A 21731-nucleotide genomic window follows, 5' to 3' on the forward strand; every position below is an offset into this window, starting at 1 on the left:
TTCAGGCCTTTGCCGGTAGGGTGCCGATCATGTCGAGCATGGCACGCACCGCAATCGGGTAGCCCTTGGTGCCAAGTCCTGCGATAACTGCGGTCGCTACCGGGGAGACGTAAGACTTGTGATAGATCGGTTCACGCCGGTGGATGTTCGAGATGTGCAACTCGAAGAGCGGGCCTGAAAACATCTTCAGGGCATCCATGATGGCCATGGAGGTGAAGGTGAAGGCGGCCGGGTTGATGATGATCCCGCCTCCCTCGTCGATTGCCTCGTGCACCCAATCGATGATCTCGTATTCACGGTTCGACTGCCGGAAAACAATCGGATAGCCGGAGGCGGCATCCCGGCACATGGTTTCGACTTCGGCCAAGGTTGTCCGCCCGTAGATCTCGGGTTCGCGCGTTCCGAGGCGGTTGAGATTGGGCCCGTTGAGGATGTAGATCGGCTTGCTCATTGAAATCCGTCTCTGAAAAAGGAGCAGGCTTATCCCTGGTAGCCGAAGAGGCGCGGCAGCCAGAGGACGGTTTCGGGCACGAAGGTCATGATCGCGAGCGCAACGATCATGGCGAACAGGAACGGCAGCGAGTCGCGGACGATGTCACGCAGGGGCTCGCCCGAGATGTTCGCCATGATGAACAGGAGCAGACCATAGGGTGGTGTGATCAGCCCGATCATGATGTTGACGACGACGACTACACCGAAGTGCACGAGATCGATGCCCAGCGCCTGCGCGGTAGGAATGAAGACGGGCACCACAATCAGCAGGATCGCCGTTCCTTCCAGCACGCACCCTAGCAGCAGTAGAAGGACGTTGACGAAGATCAGGAAGCCGACCGGGGATAAGTCCCACCCTGCCAGCAGGGCCTTCACGCCTTCCGGAATGTTTTCGACGGTGATGACATAGTTAAACACGAGCGCACCGGCAATGAGCATGCCGATAGAGGCCGTCGTTCTGGCGCTGACCGCAAGCGCATTGTAAAAGTCGCGCCAGCTGACGCTGCGGTAGAGCCCCGCTGATATGAGAAGCGCATAACCGGCCGCGACGGCTGCGGCTTCCGTCGGTGTCATCACGCCACTGTAGATGCCGCCGAGCAGAACGACCGGCATCATGAGGGAGGGGAGGGCCTCCCAGGTGATCCGTGGGAGCTTGCGCAAGGCGACCGGCTTCTCGACGGGGAAGTTTCTGCTGCGCGCGGTCGTCGCCACGATGATCATCTGGCTCAGGGCCATCAAAAGACCCGGAATGACACCGCCCAGGAAGAGAAAGCCGATTGAGGCGTCGGAGACGAGGGCGTAGAGCACCATCGGGATTGATGGAGGGATGATTGGGCCGATCACCGACGAGACGGCCGTCAAGGCAGCGGCGTAGCTTCCGGGATAGCGGCCATCGCGGGTCATCATGGCCTGCATCATGCGTCCCGTGCCGGCGGCATCGGCGATGGCTGAGCCAGACATCCCAGCAAAAATGATGCTCTGCAGGATGTTGACCTGGGCGAGCCCCCCACGGAAGCGGCCGACCAAGGCATTGCAGAACGCCATGAGGCGGTCCGTCATGCTGCCGATATTCATGAACTCGGCGGCCAGGATGAACAGAGGAACCGACAGGATGACGTAGTTGGAATACATGCCGTTGAGCAGCTGCTCAGCGGCCGTTCCCATGTCCAGTCCTGCCAGGAGCAGGTACAGGATCGAGCCGGCGATCATCGCATGACCGATGGGCAGACCAAGAAAGGCGAGGGCGGTGATCGCAACGAGCGATATCGAGAATGGGCTGGTCAGGTTCATACGCCGGAGCTCGCTTTAGTGGGGTCGAATTCATCCGGCGCCACGCCCCGCATGGCCTGCCAAGCGATCCAGATGTAGCGGGTGATGGTGGCGACAGCGAAGACGATGTAGATCGAGAACAGCCAGTCGAACCGAATCTTAAGGTAGCTTGTCCTCTCCACCTTCATGAAGGTGACGTAGTCGACGATGGCCGGAAGAGAGATGGTGTAGAGCGCGATCACCGCAATCGCGCTGATGAGCGCCATCACGCGCCGAGGTCCAGGTCCAACAGCTCCATAAATGATGTCGAACCGAATTTCCTCACCCTCGCTGACCACGAAGGCAGCGCCCCACAGGACGAGCCAGAGCCAAAGGACGACGCTGATCTCGTGCGTCCATCCAATCGGGAGACCCAGAAGATACCGGAAGGCGATTTGCAGGAGGAAGGCTGCGAACATCACGGCCAGCATGGCGGCAGCGATGTTCTCCGCGCGTCGGGCGAGCCACGAGCCGAGTGCCCGCGATGTTGAGGTCATGGGAGCCGTTTCCTTCGTAAGAAGGCGCTGAACAGGTTTGGAAAAGCCGCCGGGGCAAGGCTCCGACGGCCCAGGCTCGAAGCCTTACATGGCGTTGATCTTGTCGACCATACCGGCCGGCCAGCTCTTCGCAAGATCCGATGCCAAATACTTCTTCTGCGCGAATTCGCGGAACGCCTTCAGGTCGGGCGTGTACACCTCAAGACCCTTTTCCTTGAAGAAGGTCGCGAGTTGCGCCTCCTGCTTCAGGTGTTCCTGCGTGCTCCACTCGATCGCCTTGTCCGCGGCTGCCTGGAAGGCTGCTTTCTTCTCCGGCGACAGGCCATCCCAGACCTTGTTGGACACGGCCAGAACGTCGAAGCCGACGAGGTGGGAGGTGAGGGCGATCTGCGACATCACCTCGTAGAACTTCATGTTCTGCACGTTCGGCAGCGGGTTGTCCTGCCCATCGATGGCGCCAGTCTGTAGCCCCGTATAGACCTCCGCATAAGCCATCGGCGTCGGGTTCGCACCGAGCGATTGGCCAAGGAATTGCCAGGCGTCGCCGCCGGGCATCCGCAGCTTGATGCCTGCAAGATCCTCAGGCTTGTTGATTTTCTTGTTGGGCTTGAGGCCTACATGACGGGCGCCGAAATAGGTCGGCCCGAGGATATGGATGCCGAGCTTGTCGGAAGCCAGCTTCTTGAGCTGCTGGCCCACATCGCTCGCAAAAACCTTCTTCAGGTGATCGGCGTCGCGGAACAGATAGGCGGAGGTGACAATGGACCATTCCGGGATCTGATTCGAGATATCCTGCGGGGCGATGTTGCCCATCTCGAGGTTACCGCGCTGCATGGCGACTAGCTCTGTGCCCTGCTTGAACAGGGTGCCGCCGTAATAGGGCTGAAGGTTAAAGCCCTGCGCCTTCACCGCCTCGCCGAATTGCTTCATCATGTTCGCTCGGATGTCCTGCTCCGAGAAGACGGCCGAGAATCTCAGGCTCGTCGGTGCCTGTGCGGCGGCCGGCCCAGCTGCGCTTAGGGCGAGAAGCGCTGCGCCTGCAGCCATCAGAACACGACGATTGATATCAAATCCCATGGTTTCCTCTCCTTCAAGTTGGTGCGCATTCACCTGCGTCTTGACCGGCACTATCAGCTCCGAGAATTACAAAATCAATAGGCATTATTGGAATCATCTGATATTTTGGTGATCGACCTACAATATGGCCGCCCTGCTTCCAGAAAGCAGGGCGGCCCAGGAGAGTTCACCGATGCCAAGTCATCAAACGGTGGTGTTCGGATGAGCATTGAGTTGCTGGCAACGTCCATTGCGGATCGTGCCTATGAACGGATCCGTGCCGACATCGTGTTCGGTCGGCTGGCCCCCAGAGCACGTCTCCGGTTGGACCAGCTGACCAATGCCTATGGCGCAAGTGTCAGCACCCTGCGAGAGATCCTGAGCAGGCTCTCGTCGGAAGGATTGGTCATTGCCGAGGGGCAGCGCGGCTTCTGGGTTGCCCCCGTGTCACCTGCCGGCTTCGAAGACGTAGCGGCCATGAGGCTGCTCCTGGAGACTTATGCCCTGCCTCTGTCCTTCACTGCCGGTGACTTGGAGTGGGAAAGCCGTGTTGTGGCCGCTCACCACAAGCTTACTTTCATGGAAAGGCGGATGTTGGCTGGGGCTCAAGAGGGGATGGAACTCTGGAAACGCTACGACCGCGAGTTCCATCAGACCCTAATCGAGGCCTGTGGCTCCCAAACCCTGCTCGATCTCTATACAGGCGTCTTCGACCAGTATCTTCGCTACCAGATGGTGGCCGTCGTCTTCCGTGGAGAGATCGCGGCAGCGGAGCATCGGACGCTGCTCGATTGCGCTCTGACCCGAAATGCCGAACTAGCCTGCGCGGTGCTCACTCAGCATGTGAATGGATGCGTGGCCTATACGCTTGAGAGCGGGGCGCTGACATGACCGACGATACGCTCGTGATCCCGCAACCCAGCACCGTTGGGGAAAGCGCCTACCAGAAGATCCGGTCCGATATCGTGTTCGGCCGCCTTTCCCCGGGCAAGAAGCTGAAGCTCGATCGCCTCAAGGCGGATTATGGCGCCAGTGTCAGCACGCTTCGCGAGATCCTGAATCGCCTCCATTCCGAGCGGCTCGTGGTGGCCGAGGGCCAGAAGGGCTTCGAGGTGGCTCCCGTATCGATTTCGAACCTAAGGGAGATTGCTGCGCTCAGGCAACTCCTCGAGGGTAGGGCGCTGGAGCAGTCATTCCGGGCCGGCGACATGGAATGGGAGGGCCGGGTCGTAGCCGCCCACCATCGGCTTGCCCGAATGGAAGAGCGGATGGCTCAAGGGGATAGGTCCCAGACCGAGGAATGGAAGCGCTACGACTGGGAGTTCCATCAGGCACTTATCTCTGCCTGTGGATCCAAGATGCTGATCGACAACCACGCGGCGGTTTTCGACAAGTACTTGCGCTACCAGATGATCGCCCTGAGCTATCGCGGCGACATCGCGGCCAATGAACATGCCGAGCTTCTGGAATGCGCCCTGGAACGGGACGCTGCGCGCGCCTGTGAGGTGCTCACGCGCCACGTGGCCGGAGGCGTCGAGCATGCGCTGGCGACCAGAACCATCAGCTGACAAGAGAAGGAGCGGGCCGGATCGGCATAAGCTCCCAATTTCAACCAAAGAAACGGACCGACGAGCATGCGCACCGCCATCGCCACCGTCTGCCTGAGCGGCACCCTGACTGAGAAGATCGAGGCCATCGCGGCCGCGCAGTTCAAGGGCGTGGAGATCTTCGAGAACGATCTTCTCTCCTTCAACGGCACGCCCGCCGATGCCCGGCGTCTAATCGAGGGGCTTGGGCTCGAGACGATCACCTTCCAGCCGTTCCGCGACTTCGAGGGCATGCCCGAGCCGCAGCGCTCAAAGGTATTTGCCCGTGCCGAGCGCAAGTTCGACGTGATGCAGGAACTCGGCTGCGACCTCCTGATGGTGTGCAGCAACGTCTCACCAGATTCGCTCGGCGGAATCGAGCGGGCGGCGGCTGACTTTCACGAACTCGGCGAACGCGCCGCCAAGCGCGGCATGCGCGTGGCCTTCGAGGCGCTATCCTGGGGACGGCACATCCACGATTATCGTGATTCCTGGGAGGTCGTGCGGCGCGCGAACCATCCGGCGGTGGGTCTGGTGCTCGATTCCTTCCATGTGCTTGCGCGAGGAACGGACCTGTCGGCGATCCGATCAATCCCGTCGGACAAGATATTCCTGGTCCAAATGGCCGATGCGCCGAGGCTCGATATGGATTACCTGTCTTGGAGCCGGCATTACCGGTGTTTCCCGGGACAGGGCGACCTTCCCATCGACGATTTCATGGACGTGCTTCATGCGACGGGATTCGACGGGCTCCTGTCACTCGAGATCTTCAACGACCGCTTCCGGGCAGGCTCCACGCGAAGCGTCGCCATCGACGGTCAACGCTCCCTGATCGTCATGCTCGACGAGCTCCGCCGGCGCAAGGGTGCGGCTCCTCCCAACGTCGAAGCTCTCCCACCTAAAGCCCTTTGCTCCGGAGTCGAATTTGTCGAATTCGCCGTGGACGAGCGGAGCGTCGTTGGATTGGAGCATATTTTGAGCGGCCTTGGCTTCCAGAAAGCAGGGCTCCATCGCTCGAAGGCCGTCACTCGTTGGCGGCAAGGTGACATCAACATCGTTGTGAATGCGGACAAAGAAGGCTTCGCCCATTCCTTCAACATCACACATGGCACCGCCATCTGTGCCCTAGCTCTGCGCGTCGACGACGCGCCAGGCACGGTCGGCCGTGCAGGCTCGCTCCTCGATCAGCCTTTTCAGCAGCCTGTAGGGCCGGGCGAGATGAACATACCGGCCGTCCGCGGTCTTGGCGGCAGCCTTCTGTACTTCGTCGATCAAAAATCGGGGTTAGATCGACTATGGGATGTGGATTTCGAGCCCATCGCTGCAGACGACTTTGTCGGAGCCGGACTGAAATCCGTCGACCATATCTCGCAATCGATGCATTATGAGGAGATGCTAACCTGGCTGCTATTCTACGCATCGCTTCTCGATGTCCGGAAAACGCCGGTTCAGGCGGTCATCGACCCCGGTGGTGTGGTGCAAAGTCAGGCCATCGAGACCGATGACGGCGCGCTCCGCCTGATCCTCAATTCCTCCCAAAGCCAGCGCACCCTGTCTTCGCGCTTCCTGAATGAACTCTTCGGGTCGGGCATCCAGCACATCGCGCTCGCGACCGACGACATCTTCAGCACCGTCGAGAAACTTAAAGCACGCGGCGTCGATCTCCTGCCGATTCCGGAGAACTATTACGACGATCTCGAAGTCAGGACCGATCTCTCTGTCGAGGATGTGGGGCAGTTGCGCGCCGGCAACATCTTGTATGATCGCGAGGGCGGAGCCGAGTATTATCAGGTCTATACGAAAACCCTGGAGAGCGGGTTCTTTTTTGAGATCGTGGAGCGCCGGGGTTACCAGGGCTACGGCGCTTCCAATGCTCCGATCCGTCTTGCTTCCCAAACGCGTCTAGCCGCTGAGGCGACACCTTCTGGGCTCTGATAAACGACAAGCCGATGGTGTATGGATTGGTCAGGAGATTGTTATGATCTCAATCCGTAAAATCTTTGAGCATTGCCTCCAAAAACAGCGCTTTTCTGCTCAGGAGGCAGATGAGCAGTTAGTTCCTGTGCCCACTGCCACCACTGGATGTAGCTGCTGCGCAAGGTGCAAACAGGCCAATCACTGCCGAACATGAGCCGTTCTGGTCCGAACAGATCCAGAAGTGTTTGGGATACCGGCTCAAGCGCAGCCTTTGACGTTTGCCCTCGGCACTCAGTCACAAGGCCCGAGAACTTGCAGTTTACATGAGGAATATCAGCCAACTGGGCCAGATTCTTGTGCCAGGACTCCAAGGGCTCACCAATCGGCGGTTTGGCAGCATGATCAATGACAACCTTCAGGTCCGGATAACGCTCGATCAGCAGCAGGAGATTGGGCAGATGCTGTGGAAGAGCAAGCGCGTCGAAGCATAAACCGAGATCGACGACCGCTCTGTAGACCGGAGCTAACTCGGGCTTCAACATCCAGCCATCGTCGGGAATGTCCTGCAGCATGGGGCGAATCCCGCGAAACAGCTGGTTGAAGGCCAAACGTTCCAGTTGGTTGACGGCATCAGGTACCAGCATGTCGATCCACCCGACAACGCCCCTGATCTTGGGCTCATTCTCCGCGACCGATAGAAGAAAGCGGGTTTCTTCAAGGGTGGGTGCAGCCTGAACCAGCATCGCGTAATCGATCTCCGCTTGTTCCCAGGACGCTCGGACATCCTCAACAGTGAAGTCGCGATAGATGGTGGGAAGGTTGGGTGTGAGCCAGCCGTAGTCCCCGCGTGACAGCTGCCAGACATGCATGTGGGAGTCGATGCGCAGGGTATGGCTCATCTTTTACCTACGATTGGCGGCAGGCTACCGAACAAGAGAGCGGGAGAGGGGAAAGCCCTCTCCCGGTAGGGGAACCTCAGTCATAGAGAACGGAAGCAATCTTCGGATCGCTCATGTTCGACTTATCGTAATAGTAAAAGCCGGTGTCGATGACCTTCTCGAGTTTCTCGCCCTTGAGAGCCTTCACGGCCGCTTCGACGGTCTTGTAGCCGATGCCGACCGGATTCTGGGTGATGGCCCCCGCCATGAAACCATCCTGGATCGCCTGCTTCTGCTGCTTCCCGGAATCGTACCCGATGATGACGATCTTGCGGTTCATCTCCCTGGCACCGTTGACCACGCCAATGGCCGACCCTTCGTTGGCGCCGAAGATTCCTTTAAGACGAGGGTTCGCTTGGAGGATGGACTTTGTGATCTCCGTCGATTTGAGGTGATCGCCGGAGCCATACTGGACGCTCACGATCTTGATCTTTTGGTACTTTTCTTTGACCCGGTTCACAAAGCCGTCGCGCCGGTCGATACCCGTGCGGCTGGTCTGGTCATGCACCACGAGGGCGATATCGCCTTCTCCGCCGATCAGCTCCGCCATCTTGTCTGCTGCCAGAGCCGCAGCCGCAAGATTGTTCGTCGTGGCTGTCGTTACCGGAATGTCGCTGTCGACCCCGGAGTCGAAGGCCACAACCGGGATCTTGGCGGCCTGAGCCTTGCGCAGGAGGGGGATGGCCGCTTGGCTGTCCAGTGCCGCGAAGCCGATCGCTTTCGGGTTCTTAGCAAGCGCGGCCGACAGCATGTCGATCTGTTTGTCGACCATGGTCTCGCTGTCAGGGCCTTCGAACGTGATACGCACATTATACTCTTTGGCAGCCTGCTCGGCTCCAGCTTTTACCGCCTGCCAGAACTGATGCTGAAAGCCCTTCGAGATGAGAGGGATATAGATTTCCTGGGCCGCTAAAGGGCCCGAAAAGCCGATGAGCACTCCGATGCCGATGGCACCGATCAGGTTGCGTCTGCTCCACATCTGTTCCTCCTGGATATCGTTCGTTGTCGGCCCCGATGACCCGGGGTTTGGGGATGTACTGGATGAGTGGGCTGCTGTTGCGGTTTAGTCTGCTCCTTTATGATGACGAGAGGTGAGGGGCTTAGCTCTTGCGGCGCAAGATGTCGGCATAGACGGCGAGAATGATAATGATCCCCGTCACGACCGTCTGCCATTCCTGGGCGACAGAGAGGATTCGCAAGCCGTTCGTGAGCACGCTGATGATCAGAGCGCCGATGATCGTACCGAGAATGGTGCCGCGACCGCCACTCAGCGATGTGCCGCCGATGACCACGGCCGCAATGGCATCAAGCTCATATCCTTGGCCAAGGGCAGGCTGAGCGGAGTTGAGCCGGGAGGCGATGACGAGACCGGCAATGCCGCAAATCCCACCCGAGACGGTATAGACGATAATCTTCCAGAAGTCCGTGTTCACGCCCGAGAGGCGCACCGCCTCCTCGTTCGAGCCGAGGGCGAAGGTATAACGGCCGAAAGCCGTGCGCGTAAGAACGAGGCTGGACACGATGGCAACGACAAACAGGATCAGGACGCCATTCGGGATCGGCAGGAAGGGCAGGACGGCTCCGATCAAAGATTCCTGGGAGATCATTGAAAAGTTCGGCGTATCGTTGAAATAGATCGGCCTGGTTCCCGAAATCACAAGGGCCAGACCCTTCAGCAGCATCATCATGCCAAGGGTTGCGATGAACGGTGGTATCTTCATCTTAGCAATGAGGGTGCCGGAGATCGATCCGCAGATGGCGCCAGCCGCAATGGCGGCCACGATGCCCACGGGCATGGGCAGACCCCAGTAGGTCAGGAATACGCCTACAATGACGGCACAGAACGTCATTAAGGTGCCGACGGATAGGTCGATCCCACCCGTGATGATGACGAAGGTCGCGGCGACCGCGAGAACGCCATTCACGGCCGTCGCCTGCAGGATGCCGATGAGGTTATCGCTCTGCAGGAAGTTTTCCGACGCGATGCTGAAGACGGCCATCAGGGCAATCAGGCTGGCGAAGGCCAGGATCTTCTGCCAAGCCCCCTGGCTCAGCACGGTGGACCTGGCGATTGCCCGGCTATCTTTCTCTACGATGGTCGTCACGTGGTTGATCCCCCAATCGCCGCGTTTGAACTGTCCGCCATCAGGCTATGCCGCCGTGTTGCCAAGCGCATGATGTCTTCTTGGGTCGCCCCGTCGGCTGGGAGCTCACCTGTGAGCCGCCCCTCGCACATCACGGCGATCCGGTGACTCATGCGCAGAATCTCTGGCAGTTCGGATGAGATCATCACGATGGCGCGGCCCTGAGTGGCAAGGGTGTTCAGGAGCTTGTAGATCTCGTTCTTGGCGCCGACATCGATGCCGCGGGTCGGCTCGTCGAAGAACAGGATTTCGCAGTCTCGTGCCAGCCATTTCGCAATCACGATCTTCTGCTGATTGCCGCCTGAAAGGAATCGTACCTCCTGAGCATCTGAAGGCGTCTTGATCCGCAGCTGCTTGATATAGGAGCGGGCCGCCTCGCGGATCGCCCGCGCCCTGAGGACCATGTTCAGAGAAAGAAACTTTCTCAGGCACGGCATGACGATGTTCGCCGCCACATCCATGCCGGTCGCCAGTCCGTAGCGCTTGCGGTCTTCCGAAAGATAGCCGATGCCGAGCCGGACGGCATCCTGCGGCGAGCGGATCGTCACCGGCTGGCCTCTGACGATGATGTCCCCGCCATCGAGCGGATCGGCTCCGAAGATGGCCCGCGCCACCTCCGTACGACCGGCTCCCATCAGGCCTGCAAATCCGAGGATCTCACCCTTCCGCAGTTTGAAGCTGACATCCTGAATGGCGTTGCTTCGGCGGAGATTGCGGACCTCCAGCACCACATCGTGGCTCGACAGGTCCGGAACATCCGTCTTGGTCTCGGTGAGGCTGCGCCCGACCATCATCGAGATGATGGCATCGACGCTGGTCGACTCGGTTGGGACGGTGTCGACATATTCACCATCGCGCATGACGGTAACCCGATCCGAAATTTCCTTCAGCTCATCCATCTTGTGGGAAATATAGACAATGCCGACGCCCTCAGCTTTGAGCTGGCGGATGATGCCGAAAAGCTCCGCGATTTCAGCCTTGTTCAGAGCAGCCGTGGGCTCATCCATGATCAAGACCCTCGACTTGAACGACAGAGCCTTGGCGATTTCTACCATCTGCTGCATGGCAACTGTGAGTTCGCCGACCTCCGCGCGAGGATCGAGGGTGAGATTCATGCGCGAGAAGATATCGGCAGCCGCCCGGTTCAAAGCTCCTTCGTCAAGGAGAAGTCCCATGGCTCGCTTGGGTTCGCGGCCGATGAAGATGTTCTGTGCGGCGGTGAGTTCATTCATCAGGTTCAACTCCTGATGGATGATGCTGATTCCAAGGTCCTTCGCGGCTCGCGGCGATCGAATATCGGCGGGCCTACCTTCAATGAGAATGTCGCCTGAGTCTTTCTGATAAATGCCGGCGAGCACCTTCATCAAGGTCGACTTGCCCGCACCGTTCTCTCCCATGAGGGCATGGACCTCGCCTGGAAACAGTTCGAAACGAGCCTTCTTGAGAGCCTTCACACCGGGAAATGACTTGTCGAGGTCCCTGATCGTGACAAGCGGTGTCATGAGCAAAGCACCAGTGAAGCTGAGGCAACATGAAAAGAGGGAGTGCTTGCATGCCTTAATGCGTCCGTGCGCAGCCATGCAACGACGATTGGGCAGTCCAAAATCGTTGCGGAGGCCAACAGGACTCTGTCCTGCTCCTGCATCTGCTCCTCCCGACCGCCCCTGTGACGACCCGCACCCATGGGGCCGTTCTGCGGGGCTCCTTTGGGTTTCGGTTCGGATCAAAAGCTCAAGAAGCTTTTCTTGCGAGGATGATATTCATTAAGAGTACGGGCAAGCAACTAAAATGTTAGTGGAAGAGGTGGGGCACGCGAAGCTATTGCAACAGAGTCCTACTTCCTCCCAAATGGTGCTCCTGCGGTCTCGTGGCTTGCCTGCTCGGAGACTGCACCATAGGCTTGAACCTATTCCTCGCCGGAGTCGTATCGAAGCTCTCGGGAGAGCTGAACGGAGTGATCAGATGCCCATAGAGCCGATTCAGAAGACCCCGCTCGGACGCACGGGTCTCTCGGTATCAAGGATCTGCTTCGGCACCTCGTCTTTGGGGGACATGCCTGGAACCTACGGTTATGACGTCAGCGAAGACCGAGCCCGAGAGACCGTGCGGGCCATCTTCTCGGGCCCGGTCAACTTTCTCGATACGTCCCGCATCTATGGTTTCGGTCGCAGCGAAGAACGGATTGGCGATGTCATTCGCGAGCGCGGGGGATTGCCGGAAGGATTTGTCCTTTCGACCAAGCTGGATCGCGACCCGGAAACGAACCGGTTCGATGGCTCCCAGGCGCGGCGATCTTTGGAGGAGAGCCTCAGGGCGCTGGGCCTCGACCGCATCGATCTCCTCCACCTTCATGATCCGGAACACGCGGACTCTCTGGAAACTACTACCGGCGCCCGGGGTGCACTCCCGGAACTGTTCAGGATGAAAGAGGAAGGCTTGGTTAAAGCGGTTGGCCTAGCCGCAGGTGCAGTGAACGTCATGATGCCGCTCCTGCGCGACTGGGACTTCGACGCGATAATCACGCACAACCGCTTCACTTTGGCCAACCGCAATGCGGATGCCATGATCAGCTTCGCGCATTCGAAAGGAATTTCCGTTCTCAACGCAGCACCCTACGCGGGAGGCGTCCTCGCGAAGGGTTCCGAGTCCTATCCGAGGTATGTTTACCAGGAGGCCTCGGAAGATGTGCTGGATCCGATCCGGCGCATCGAGGCTATCTGCGCCAAGCATGGTGTCCCGCCCGGGGCAGTTGCCCTGCAATTCTCGATGCGGGACGAACGGATCACCTCAACGATCTGCGGCGTCAGCAAACCCGAACGGGTTGCCCAAACAATCGAGTGGGCAACTTGTCATATTCCGCAAGCCGTTTGGGACGAACTGGCCTCTCTCTCTTATTCGACCGACGACCCGGAGGCGAGTCGCCATTACAATCCAGGATAATCCGCCATGCTCAAAAACATCGATCCTCTCCTGTCTCCGGATCTGCTGATGGTGCTGCGCTCGATGGGGCATGGCGACGACATCGCCATTGTCGACGCCAACTTCCCGGCGGCCGCCATGGCTCGACGTCTCGTTCGGCTCGACGGGCTGACGGCGACAGACGTCACCAATGCGATTCTGTCGGTGATGCCTCTCGACGATTTCGTACTGGAGGCGGCCTGGCGCATGGAAGTGGTGGGCGATACTCAGGCGGAACAGCCGATCTTCGATGAGTTCCGCGCCATCATTGCACGTCATGAAGGCTCAAACTTTCGTCTCGCCAGTCTTGAGCGCTTCGCCTTTTATGAGCAGGCCAAATCTGCCTATGCGATCGTTTCAACGGGCGAAAGAAGGCTCTATGGCAATATCATCTTGAAGAAAGGTGTTGTCCGCGATCGATGATTTTGGCTGGATCTCCCAGAAAGCTCATAAGCAGGTGAAGGCGACATCAGCTTATCTTCTCGAATTCGGCTGTGGCGATCTGCCGGACTGCTCTGTCGGCATAAAGCTGAAGCTCTGCCTTGTCGCCTCGCGAGAAGGAGCGGGGTTTCGTATCGATCAGGCACAAGGCGCCCAGCCTGATGTTCTTCAGGAATATCAAAGGAGCCCCAGCGTAAAACCGGATGAAGGGCGCTCCCGTCACGAAGGGGTTGTCCTTGACACGGTCGTCCGCCACGGCGTCCTCGATGACGAAGACCTCATCGCTCAAGATCGTATAGTTGCAGAAGGCCACGTCCCGAGACGTTTCGCCAGGTTCCAGGCCCTGCGCCGCCTTGATGCGCTGCCGGGCTCTGTCCAGTAGGGTCAGCGTGCAAATAGGGACCTCGAAGTGCCGTCGGGCCTCCTCGCAGATCAGGTCAAGCGTCGGATCCGCTGTGGCATCGAGAGCGCCTGTCTCAAGAAGAGTTTTTAGGCGTTCCTCCTCATGAGGACCTGTAGGGAAGGACATTGTTATGGGTACCAAGCGCTTCTTTCCTGAAGCGAAATCGAGTGATGGGTTACTGAAGGTGAGGAAACCGTTGGTTCAGTCAGTGTTGAAGCCGCTTCATGGTGGACGAAAATTGCCAGCGTTTACAGTAGCCCATTCGTGTTAATCAGTTCCTATGCTGAGACCGGAGGCTCTTGAGCCAGTTTGCCGTCCGTTCAGGAGGCTATCCCTGACCCCATGCCAGGCATGCTTTCTCCGGACTGCCCGATCGAAGAGAAGCGGCCGGTGCGGGGCGCCGTCGGGCCGGGGCCGGAAGCTGTTGAGCCAGGTCCGACCGTCGGACAGCCCCCATGTGATCACGGCAAGAACCTCAGCCTCTTCGAGGACGAGATCGAGATAGGCCCGGTAAGTATCGGTCACGATGGCGTCGCGCCGCCTCCTATCACGGGGGCAAAGGTGATCTGAGACGTCCATCTCGGTGATCATGACGCTCAGGCCCATGGCCCGGACCTCCCGAAGGAAGCAGCGAAAATCCGGATGTTCCCGGGGTTGCTCCAAGGCGGTCAGGTGAGATTGGATGCCGAGGCAGGCAATCGGGGTGCCCCTGGCTTTTTCCCGCTCAAGAAGGGCAAGCATCTGCCGGCGCTTTCGCTCAGCCGCGGGCGAGCCGTATTCGAGGCCCATCTCGTTGAGAACGAGAACGGCTTTAGGATCCAGGCGCGCTGCTTCACGAAAGGCAATCTCAATATAATCGGGGCCAAAGGCCGTCAGAAAGCGCGTCTCACGCAAGCCGTCTCTTCGGCCATGGTCAGGCTCCAGGGGTTCGTTCACAACATCCCAGGAATGCAGCTGGCCGGCATAGCGATTCACGGTGCCCGTCAGATGCTTCAGTGCAGCGGCCCGAAACTGCTTGTCCGAACTCTTCTGAAAGCATGACGGAATGGCTTCATGCCACCAGAGCGTGTGCCCATGAACGGCCAGATCATTATCCGAGGCAAAAGCAATCAGTTTGTCGGCACCTGTATAGTCAAGCTTGTCTTGGGTCCCTGACACAGAATCCCATTTCAATTCATATTCTGGTGTAACAATAGAACAATCACGCAGGACTGTCCTGACGACTGGTTGCGACAGAAGGTCAGAGGTGCAAAGAGCGGTGCCGAAAAGCATACCGTTTCGAGCGGCGGCGCTCGACAAGCTGCTCTTCTTCGGCTCATGGTGCATTCTTCATTCCTTACCTAGAATGATATCACAGGCAACTTCCCGTCCAACGCGATACCGCTGTAGTCCCCATCAATGAAGATCCGCCACATCCTGTTGCTCCTGACGGCATTCCTCGGTGCTGCCTTGCTAATCGCCGTTGCATTCCAGATTCGCGACGAGCTGCTCGGATACCAGACGGCGGAAAGGATGGTGGCGTCGAATACGGTACGGGAACAGCTTCTGCTTGGGACAGAGGCCCTCGCGAACGAGCGCAGCCAGACATACGTGCTGTTGATCGGGCAGAGGAACGAAGCCAACGGCCTCGTGGAACTGCGCGACGTCCGGCGACAGGTGGACGACCTGTTAAATGCTGCTGAGCGCGAGATCACAGTCACCCGAGCATCCTTGAGCAACGCCAGCAGCAGCCTCAAGACGGTGTCTCGCATCCGTCAGGAGATCAGGACCCTGCGGCAGCAGGCCGACCAGTCGCTCGGACTTGCAGAGGGTGCAAGAGGGGAACAATTCGCCCCTCGCTGGTTCCAAGAGGCCACTCGCCTCGTGGATGAGTTGCAATCGTCCCGGATGACCATTCTCCAGCGCGAGAGGCCGCTCGACCCGGTTCTCAGAACCGAGGCCAACCTGAGGGCTTTTGGCGCGATTCTGAGTGAGAGCATCGCCCGAAACCAAGCCTTGATGAGCCGGGCCCTTGAGAATTCATCTGAACTCGGTGGGCTTCAAATTGATGCAATCAGTCAAAATGCCGGCCGCGCAGCACTGGCCTGGGAGCTCATAGACGGCCAAATGGCTGTGCCGTTGAGCGAGAGTGTCAAGGGGAGCGTGTCAAGGACCCATGAGAACTACAGCTCGACCTTTGCGCCGATTCAAAGGTCTCTACTTGCGGCGCTCCTTGGGAAGGTGCCGCCCACGCTTGGTCCCGCGGAATGGTACGATTTGACCGGAAGGACCCTGAGCAACATTGCTCTGATGCAGCGGGAACTCCTTCACAGTACCCGGGATCGGCTCGAGGCGGAACTCAGCCGGGCCCAACGGTCTGTAGCCCTGTGGTCGGTCCTGCTTTTGCTGGGGGCTGCTGCCGTGCTGGCCAGCATCCTGGTCGTGCGCCGGAGAGTGGTCCGGCCGCTGGAAGGTCTTAGTCAGGCCATGCTCAGGTTGGCGGACAACGACCTGGAGATTTCCTTGCCGCGCCTGGCCCGGGCAGATGAGATCGGCGAGATGAACGATGCGCTGAGGGTGTTCAAGGCCAATGCCATTCAGCGCCAGAGGACCCAGAACGAGAAGCAGGTTCTGCATGCCCGCCTTCGGGACGCCTACGGCCAGCTCCGGAAGGATCTCGAGGCCGCTGCGGTCATCCAGAGGACGATGCTGCCGCCATCGGCACGGATCGACGGAGTGGAGTATCACGGCCTGTTCCGGCCCTCGAGCCTTATTGCCGGCGACACCTATAATGTGGTGCGCCGGACCGATGGCGCGGTAGGCTTCTTCCAGGTCGATGTTGCGGGCCATGGAGCAGCCGCCGCTCTTGTTTCGGTTGCCTGTCATCATGCTCTTTCGCAGGCGATCCTGACGCGCACCCAGGGAACGCCGCTGGAGGAAATCGTCGTCCAGATTAACGAGGAGTGGCCGGAGGATCTGCCGTACTTCACGATGATCCTCGGCGAGATCGACTCCCGCTCACAGCGCGCCAGCATCATTCAGGCCGGGCATCCATCGCCTCTGGTGATACGCTCCAATGGCGCCGTTGAAATGATCGGGGAGGGCGGATTTCCCGTCGGCATGCTGCCTGCCGCTTCTTACGAACGGCTCGAGTTCGACCTGGGTCCGGGCGATCGCCTGTTCATCTACTCTGATGGACTGGTCGAGGCTGAAGACCAGGGCGGCGAGCAGTTCTCCGAAGACCGGCTGCGCGCGCTAGTACGCGAGGTCGCCGAAGAGCCAAGTGCCATCCTGCTCGACCGGCTTGATGACGTCTTGCGAAACTGGCGGGGCTCTGAAACCCTGGATGATGACTTGAGCGTTCTCATGCTGGAGCGTTCACCCGAAAGGATGCCTGCGAATGCTGTCCACTAATCTACGCAATAATATTCTTGTCGTCCGGGTTGAAGAGAAGCGGATCGATGCCAGCAAGGCTCCGACATTCAAAGATGAGATGGCTAAGTGCATCGAGGCCGGGCAGAATCAGCTCGTTCTCGACCTGAGCCAAGTCGACTTCATCGACAGCTCGGGCCTTGGCGCTCTCGTCTCCTGCCTCAAGCGCCTCGGCCCGAGGGGTAGCCTCGCGGTTGCGGGGGCGACTGGAGCTGTCAGCCGTCTTTTCACTCTCACCCGGATGGATCGCGTCTTCGCCCTTCACGCGAACGTGGATTCCGCGGTTGAACAGCTTTCCGCCTGATCCCTCGCCGCCAGAGCGCAGAAAGAGCCACGATGGTTTCATCCATCAGCCTCTCAATCGATAGCGACCTCGACAAGGTTTCGCTCCTCGCCCGCGCCGTGCGGGCCCTGTGCGAGGATCTGCTGAGTCCGGAGGATCAGGACGCGGTGGAACTCAGCCTCGTCGAGGCCATCAACAACGTCATCAAGCACGGCTATCACGGGGAGCGGGGGAAAGACGTCCAGGTGGCGGTCGGGCTTCAGGCCGATCAGGTGGTGATCGAGATCATCGACCATGCTCCGCCTATGCCCGCCCAGGTGCTGGACAATGTCCCGGAGGACACTTTCGCCTTCGACGAAACCGATCTGGCCGACATCCCGGAGGGTGGCATGGGTCTGGCGCTCATCCGCATGAACATGGATGAGGTCGAGTATCATTCGAGCGAATCCGAGAACCGCCTGCGCATGGTCAAGCGGATCGGAGCCCCGAGTTAAGGGGCTAAAGCCAGCCCTGCTATCCTGTCCTGGAGAGTGGGGAAGGCGACCGCTGCGGCTCCCAAGGCGGAGACGAGCACCGGGCTGACCTCGCCTGTGCGGCGCTCCATGTCGGCAAGGATCCTTTGGGCCCGGGTCAGACCATCCTCTGGCCTCAGGATGCTGAGCTGCACGGCGGAAGCGAGGGACGACAGCAAAGCCGCTCGCGCCGCAGCGGCGGTCGGGTCAGCGGAATAAATCTCTTCCGACCGCTGAAGGTTAGCCTTCACCTTTGCCTCGACCGCCGGCGAAATGCTCGGAGGGGCATTCCTCTGACGCGCCAGTTCAGTCGCAACGCGCCCTTGGATCCGCTCCTCCGTATCGAGGGTCTCGAGATAGATGATGATCCCTGTCGAGATTGTCAGTGCTGCAATGAAGATGATCTGCCCTCGGGCCTTGAGGAGGCCTTCTCTGAAAGTCAACGTTGAGCCTCCGGTAAGCCTGGTACGCAATACGCCACGGATTTGCCGTGGGAAGAGGTCAGAAACCTAATCGCCCTGCGCCCAGGAAGGCAAGTGAGATACTTGTCAGGGGAAAAGGCACGGCGGCATGTCTTGCTTTTTTGAAACAAAGTATCAATTTCTTCTTTGGTCACAATGCCATCATCGGCATCCGCATTTTGGTGCGATCCTCCTCAAATCGGGCTATGCGTCCGGGACGATTCATTCGTCTATCCGCCAGGGAAGCTCCTAGAACTCAGGTTGGGCCGGAAGGATCGGTTGAGTCGATTGAAGTAGGCCTGTGAGTGTTTTCGTGCTTGGACCATCGCTTTTCATCCAGCCTCATTATGATGACGTTCCGCTCTCCTGCGGCGGTACCTTGGCTCGTTTGGCTGAGGGCGGGCATGATCCTCGCATGATTACCGTGTTCGCTGGTGAACTGGTCGACGAGATGATCGGAGAGTTCGCTGCCTGGAAGCACGAGCGGTGGAAGGTCACCGATGCGGAGCAGGTTCTGGCCGTTCGCCGTCAGGAGGATGCAGAGGCAGCCCGTGCCCTCGGAGCCTCTGTTCGCTGGCTTGGGCTGCCGGATGCTATCTATCGTGGGGAGCGCTACAGGTCCGATCCCGAGCTTTTCGGAGCTTTGAGGCCCGAGGAATTGGAACTCGCTGCTCATCTCGCAGAGGAGGTGCGTCAGTTGCCAGAATGGCGCGACGACATGCAGGTCTTCGTTCCTCTGGGCATTGGCTCCCATGTAGATCATCAACTTGTATTCGAGACTGGCCGGCATCTCGCATCGGCAGGCGTCAAGGTCTTTGCCTACGAAGATTGCCCCTATGCGATCCACACGCCTGCCGGTGTCGAGGCGCGTTTGACGGCTCTTGGAGATGCTGTCGGGGAGCCCGTCATTGTGCCGATTGCGGAGACCCTTCAGAAGCGCCTCGATTCGATCGCCTGTTACCGATCCCAGGTTCCCGTGATTTTCAGGTTCACATCGGATTTCAGGAAGACCGTCACGGATTTTGCGATAAAGACTGGCGGCGATGCCGGACCCGCCGAGCGGTTCTGGCCTGTTCATCCGTACGGCGTTTCAAGATGATTGAACTGGAGCAAACGGCTCAAGGGATTGCTCTCATCCGCCTGTCAGGAAGGTTGGATGCTGCTGCGGCACCTCATGTCTTGGCTCGTCTGATGGGTGCTCTGACCGAGGGACAAAGCCGTCTTGCCGTTGATCTGTCCGAGGTTTCGTTCATCGACAGCACTGGGCTCGGTACCCTAGTGTCAGTTCTAAAGGCTGCCCGTAAAGCGGAGGGCGATCTGCGCCTTATCGCACCCAGCCCTCAGGCGCAGCGTCTCCTGCGCCTCACGACCCTCGATCGGGTGTTCGTGACAACCAACTCGCTTGACGAGGTATGGGCTTAAGTCCCCTGCGACGGCAACGCCCCTTCCACGATAGCCGCCTCGAACTCAGCGTCAGGCTGCCAATAGGCCGCCCGAATCACCGGGATCATCGACAGGGCATTGCTGAACCCCCAGAGGGTGTTGGCGATCATCGCGCCGAGCGTATATCCCTCACGTCCCATTCCATAGGCCGCCCAGCCCCAAGCCAGACCTGCCATGGTGACGACGACTAGCGCGATCTGCCACCTGACGAGCCTGCCATAGGTTCCGATCTGCCGGTCCTTGGGCGTGACAGGAAACGAGATCTTCTTCCCTCGCACGACGGCCCATAGCGCCTGCATATTCAGTGGGAACATGGCGAGGTACCAGGCACGGCCCTTGGCGTTCGAGTTGCCCCACATGGCGACGAGCTGCGAGAGTTCGTTGAGCAGCAGGAACGGCGCGATATGCACGAAAAAATCGAGCGAGTAGCCGGAGACCGGAGCGATTCCTGAGAACAGGAAGACGATGGGCGAGACGAGGAAGATGATGTTCCAGAGCGGAGCCAGGTACGAGTAGAAGGTCGATCCATACATGAGCTTCTGCGGCAGCGTCAGCCCGTGCCGGAACAGCGGGTTGTCATGGGCAAGGATGTCCAGCGTGCCGCCCGCGTACTTGAAGCGCTGGATTGTCCAGCTGAGAAGATCATTCGGCGACAGCATCCGTGCCTGGACGACCGGGTGCAGAACCGACTTCCACCCGCGCTCCCGGTCGCTGTGCAGGACGATGGATGTATAGATGTCCTCGGAGACGTGGAACTTGTAGGGCTGGAACTCTTCTTCCAGCGCGCTCTGCCAGCGCATGACATCGCTGATCGAGTCGGTGATGGCCTCCTCGCCGGTCAGCTGGCGGGCAGCTTTTTCATTGCGCCCGGCCGCCGCTGCGACCTGATCGGACCATTGACGAAGAGCCGACTCCATGACCGCCTCGCGACGATGGATCGAGCCCGCACCGCAGCAGAAGCTCGCATTCGCCCAGTTGCGCCGGCGCAGAATGACATCGAAGAAAAGTTGTGGATCGTTGGCGAACGGATCCTCTCCGACCTGAACCGGCCCGAAGATGCGCTCGAACGCTCTGCCGATACCTCGACCCAAGCTGCCCATCCGGCGTCCCAGCGCGGCCGGCAGCGGTATGCCCGGAGGAATGTCGTAGAACCAGTGTGGTGTCTGCACCCAGGCTACTTTCGGGTCCCTGAAATAGCCGAGCGTCTCCTCTAGGAACGTAGGGAATGGATGCATGTCGGCATCGCAGATCAGGATGAAGTCCCCGGACGTGGACGCCATAGCGTTTCTGAGGTTGCCGGCCTTGAATCCGACGTTGTCGGAGCGGGTGACATAATTCACTCCTTCTTCCCGGGCGACCGACTCCATGGCCGGACGCTTGCCGTCGTCAAGCACGTGAACCCGCAGATCGATAGGGTGGGGATAGGTGAGCTTCTTGGCCGCCTGCAGGCCGACCCGAACAAGTTCTGGATCCTCGCTGTAGGTTGCAAAGAAAACATCGACGGAGACTGGCCTATCGGGCACCTCCGCATCGTCCGTGCAGTCCCTGACAGTCACTGGAAGGGGAGCCCGCACAGGCGATTTCGCACTCCAAAGATTGGCCGTGAAGAGGACGAGGCCGATGAAGGATCCTGTCTCGGCGATCAGGAGAGGGATCGAGAACCAGAGCGCGTCATAATTGATCGAGGCAACCCAACGCCAGCCTATATACCACGTTCCAAAGACGAGGCTCGCCACGCACAGAAACTGCCACAATGTTTCGTGCCAGGGGGAATATGGAAGCGGGGTCCAGGGCGTCTGACTCTGAAAGCGGGACAAAGGACGGGACAAGAAAGACGTCTCCGAAAGATACGCTGGAGGCGAAGGGCCTCTGGTCTGGGGA

22 protein-coding genes are annotated in these 21731 nt (G+C 59.3%); 10 read left to right on the forward strand and 12 right to left on the reverse strand.

What is annotated here, in order from left to right:
• Position 1: 1 nt before the first annotated feature.
• The 4 genes from I2H36_RS17455 to dctP all read right to left on the reverse strand — a co-directional run bounded on the left by I2H36_RS17455 (position 2) and on the right by dctP (position 3374).
• On the reverse strand, positions 2-451 hold the full coding sequence (locus I2H36_RS17455) for a type II 3-dehydroquinate dehydratase (RefSeq protein ID WP_196265181.1): 450 nt from the start codon (positions 449-451) through the stop codon (positions 2-4).
• 29 nt (positions 452-480) lie between these two features.
• Positions 481-1782, reverse strand: coding sequence for a TRAP transporter large permease (locus I2H36_RS17460; RefSeq protein WP_196265182.1), 1302 nt, complete (start codon positions 1780-1782; stop codon positions 481-483).
• Positions 1779-2297, reverse strand: a complete 519-nt coding sequence (locus tag I2H36_RS17465) for a TRAP transporter small permease (protein WP_196265183.1) — start codon at positions 2295-2297, stop codon at positions 1779-1781. Before I2H36_RS17465 ends, I2H36_RS17460 begins: the two co-directional genes overlap by 4 nt.
• An 84-nt stretch (positions 2298-2381) precedes the next feature.
• Positions 2382-3374, reverse strand: a complete 993-nt coding sequence (gene dctP / locus I2H36_RS17470; protein ID WP_196265184.1) for a TRAP transporter substrate-binding protein DctP — start codon at positions 3372-3374, stop codon at positions 2382-2384.
• A gap of 201 nt (positions 3375-3575) precedes the next feature.
• Here dctP and I2H36_RS17475 point away from each other — a divergent pair, with 201 nt between their 5' ends.
• The 3 genes from I2H36_RS17475 (at position 3576) to I2H36_RS17485 (ending at position 6874) form a co-directional block, all read left to right on the forward strand.
• Positions 3576-4244 carry a GntR family transcriptional regulator gene (locus I2H36_RS17475; protein WP_196265185.1) on the forward strand — a complete coding sequence of 223 codons (669 nt, stop codon included), beginning with the start codon at positions 3576-3578 and terminating at the stop codon, positions 4242-4244.
• Positions 4241-4921: a GntR family transcriptional regulator gene (locus I2H36_RS17480; protein ID WP_196265186.1), complete on the forward strand. Its 681-nt coding sequence runs from the start codon at positions 4241-4243 to the stop codon at positions 4919-4921. The genes I2H36_RS17475 and I2H36_RS17480 overlap by 4 nt, the downstream gene beginning before the upstream one ends.
• A 66-nt stretch (positions 4922-4987) precedes the next feature.
• Positions 4988-6874 carry a bifunctional sugar phosphate isomerase/epimerase/4-hydroxyphenylpyruvate dioxygenase family protein gene (locus tag I2H36_RS17485; RefSeq protein ID WP_196265187.1) on the forward strand — a complete coding sequence of 629 codons (1887 nt, stop codon included), beginning with the start codon at positions 4988-4990 and terminating at the stop codon, positions 6872-6874.
• 41 nt (positions 6875-6915) lie between these two features.
• Here the strand turns inward: I2H36_RS17485 and I2H36_RS17490 are convergent, their stop codons facing one another.
• The 4 genes from I2H36_RS17490 to I2H36_RS17505 form a co-directional block, all read right to left on the reverse strand.
• Positions 6916-7755, reverse strand: coding sequence for an amidohydrolase family protein (locus I2H36_RS17490; RefSeq protein ID WP_246718882.1), 840 nt, complete (start codon positions 7753-7755; stop codon positions 6916-6918).
• 76 nt (positions 7756-7831) lie between these two features.
• A complete protein-coding gene (locus I2H36_RS17495) occupies positions 7832-8773 on the reverse strand; it encodes an ABC transporter substrate-binding protein (RefSeq protein WP_196265188.1) in 942 nt (313 codons plus the stop codon).
• A 121-nt stretch (positions 8774-8894) separates the two neighbouring features.
• The gene (locus tag I2H36_RS17500) at positions 8895-9890 is read right to left on the reverse strand and encodes an ABC transporter permease (RefSeq protein ID WP_343234471.1); all 996 of its coding nucleotides are present in this window, start codon (positions 9888-9890) and stop codon (positions 8895-8897) included.
• A 5-nt stretch (positions 9891-9895) separates the two neighbouring features.
• Positions 9896-11440: a sugar ABC transporter ATP-binding protein gene (locus tag I2H36_RS17505; RefSeq protein ID WP_196265189.1), complete on the reverse strand. Its 1545-nt coding sequence runs from the start codon at positions 11438-11440 to the stop codon at positions 9896-9898.
• A gap of 460 nt (positions 11441-11900) precedes the next feature.
• On the opposite strand from I2H36_RS17505, the gene I2H36_RS17510 reads away from it, so the two are divergent.
• Entirely contained in the window at positions 11901-12878 is a 978-nt protein-coding gene (locus tag I2H36_RS17510; RefSeq protein WP_196265190.1) for an aldo/keto reductase, read from the forward strand.
• A 6-nt stretch (positions 12879-12884) separates the two neighbouring features.
• A complete protein-coding gene (locus tag I2H36_RS17515; protein WP_196265191.1) occupies positions 12885-13319 on the forward strand; it encodes an RbsD/FucU family protein in 435 nt (144 codons plus the stop codon).
• A gap of 46 nt (positions 13320-13365) precedes the next feature.
• On the opposite strand, the gene I2H36_RS17520 is transcribed toward I2H36_RS17515, so the two are convergent.
• Both I2H36_RS17520 and I2H36_RS17525 read right to left on the reverse strand, forming a co-directional pair.
• Positions 13366-13881, reverse strand: coding sequence for a GAF domain-containing protein (locus tag I2H36_RS17520; RefSeq protein WP_196265192.1), 516 nt, complete (start codon positions 13879-13881; stop codon positions 13366-13368).
• A 126-nt stretch (positions 13882-14007) separates the two neighbouring features.
• A complete protein-coding gene (locus tag I2H36_RS17525; protein ID WP_196265193.1) occupies positions 14008-15066 on the reverse strand; it encodes an endo-1,4-beta-xylanase in 1059 nt (352 codons plus the stop codon).
• A gap of 72 nt (positions 15067-15138) precedes the next feature.
• Here I2H36_RS17525 and I2H36_RS17530 point away from each other — a divergent pair, with 72 nt between their 5' ends.
• From I2H36_RS17530 to I2H36_RS17540, 3 genes are read left to right on the forward strand one after another with little or no spacing between them, the layout of a single operon-like run.
• Positions 15139-17133 (forward strand): PP2C family protein-serine/threonine phosphatase, encoded by a 1995-nt coding sequence (locus I2H36_RS17530; RefSeq protein WP_196265194.1) that lies wholly within the window; start codon positions 15139-15141, stop codon positions 17131-17133.
• Entirely contained in the window at positions 17120-17455 is a 336-nt protein-coding gene (locus I2H36_RS20535) for an STAS domain-containing protein (protein ID WP_196265195.1), read from the forward strand. The genes I2H36_RS17530 and I2H36_RS20535 overlap by 14 nt, the downstream gene beginning before the upstream one ends.
• Positions 17456-17487: 32 nt before the next feature.
• On the forward strand, positions 17488-17928 hold the full coding sequence (locus I2H36_RS17540) for an ATP-binding protein (protein WP_196265196.1): 441 nt from the start codon (positions 17488-17490) through the stop codon (positions 17926-17928).
• Here the strand turns inward: I2H36_RS17540 and I2H36_RS17545 are convergent.
• Positions 17925-18389: a hypothetical protein gene (locus I2H36_RS17545; protein ID WP_196265197.1), complete on the reverse strand. Its 465-nt coding sequence runs from the start codon at positions 18387-18389 to the stop codon at positions 17925-17927. The genes I2H36_RS17540 and I2H36_RS17545 overlap by 4 nt on opposite strands.
• 331 nt (positions 18390-18720) lie before the next feature.
• Here I2H36_RS17545 and I2H36_RS17550 point away from each other — a divergent pair, with 331 nt between their 5' ends.
• Both I2H36_RS17550 and I2H36_RS17555 read left to right on the forward strand, forming a co-directional pair.
• Complete coding sequence (locus tag I2H36_RS17550) at positions 18721-19506, forward strand: PIG-L deacetylase family protein (protein ID WP_210331123.1); 786 nt, start codon at positions 18721-18723, stop codon at positions 19504-19506.
• The gene (locus I2H36_RS17555; RefSeq protein WP_196265199.1) at positions 19503-19829 is read left to right on the forward strand and encodes an STAS domain-containing protein; all 327 of its coding nucleotides are present in this window, start codon (positions 19503-19505) and stop codon (positions 19827-19829) included. Before I2H36_RS17550 ends, I2H36_RS17555 begins: the two co-directional genes overlap by 4 nt.
• Here I2H36_RS17555 and I2H36_RS17560 read toward each other — a convergent pair.
• The gene (locus I2H36_RS17560) at positions 19826-21586 is read right to left on the reverse strand and encodes a glycosyltransferase family 2 protein (RefSeq protein WP_210331124.1); all 1761 of its coding nucleotides are present in this window, start codon (positions 21584-21586) and stop codon (positions 19826-19828) included. The genes I2H36_RS17555 and I2H36_RS17560 overlap by 4 nt on opposite strands.
• Between the last annotated feature and the right edge of the window lie 145 nt (positions 21587-21731).

It is taken from the genome of Microvirga terrestris (genome assembly GCF_015694425.1).
Taxonomy (GTDB): Bacteria; Pseudomonadota; Alphaproteobacteria; order Rhizobiales; family Beijerinckiaceae; genus Microvirga; species Microvirga terrestris.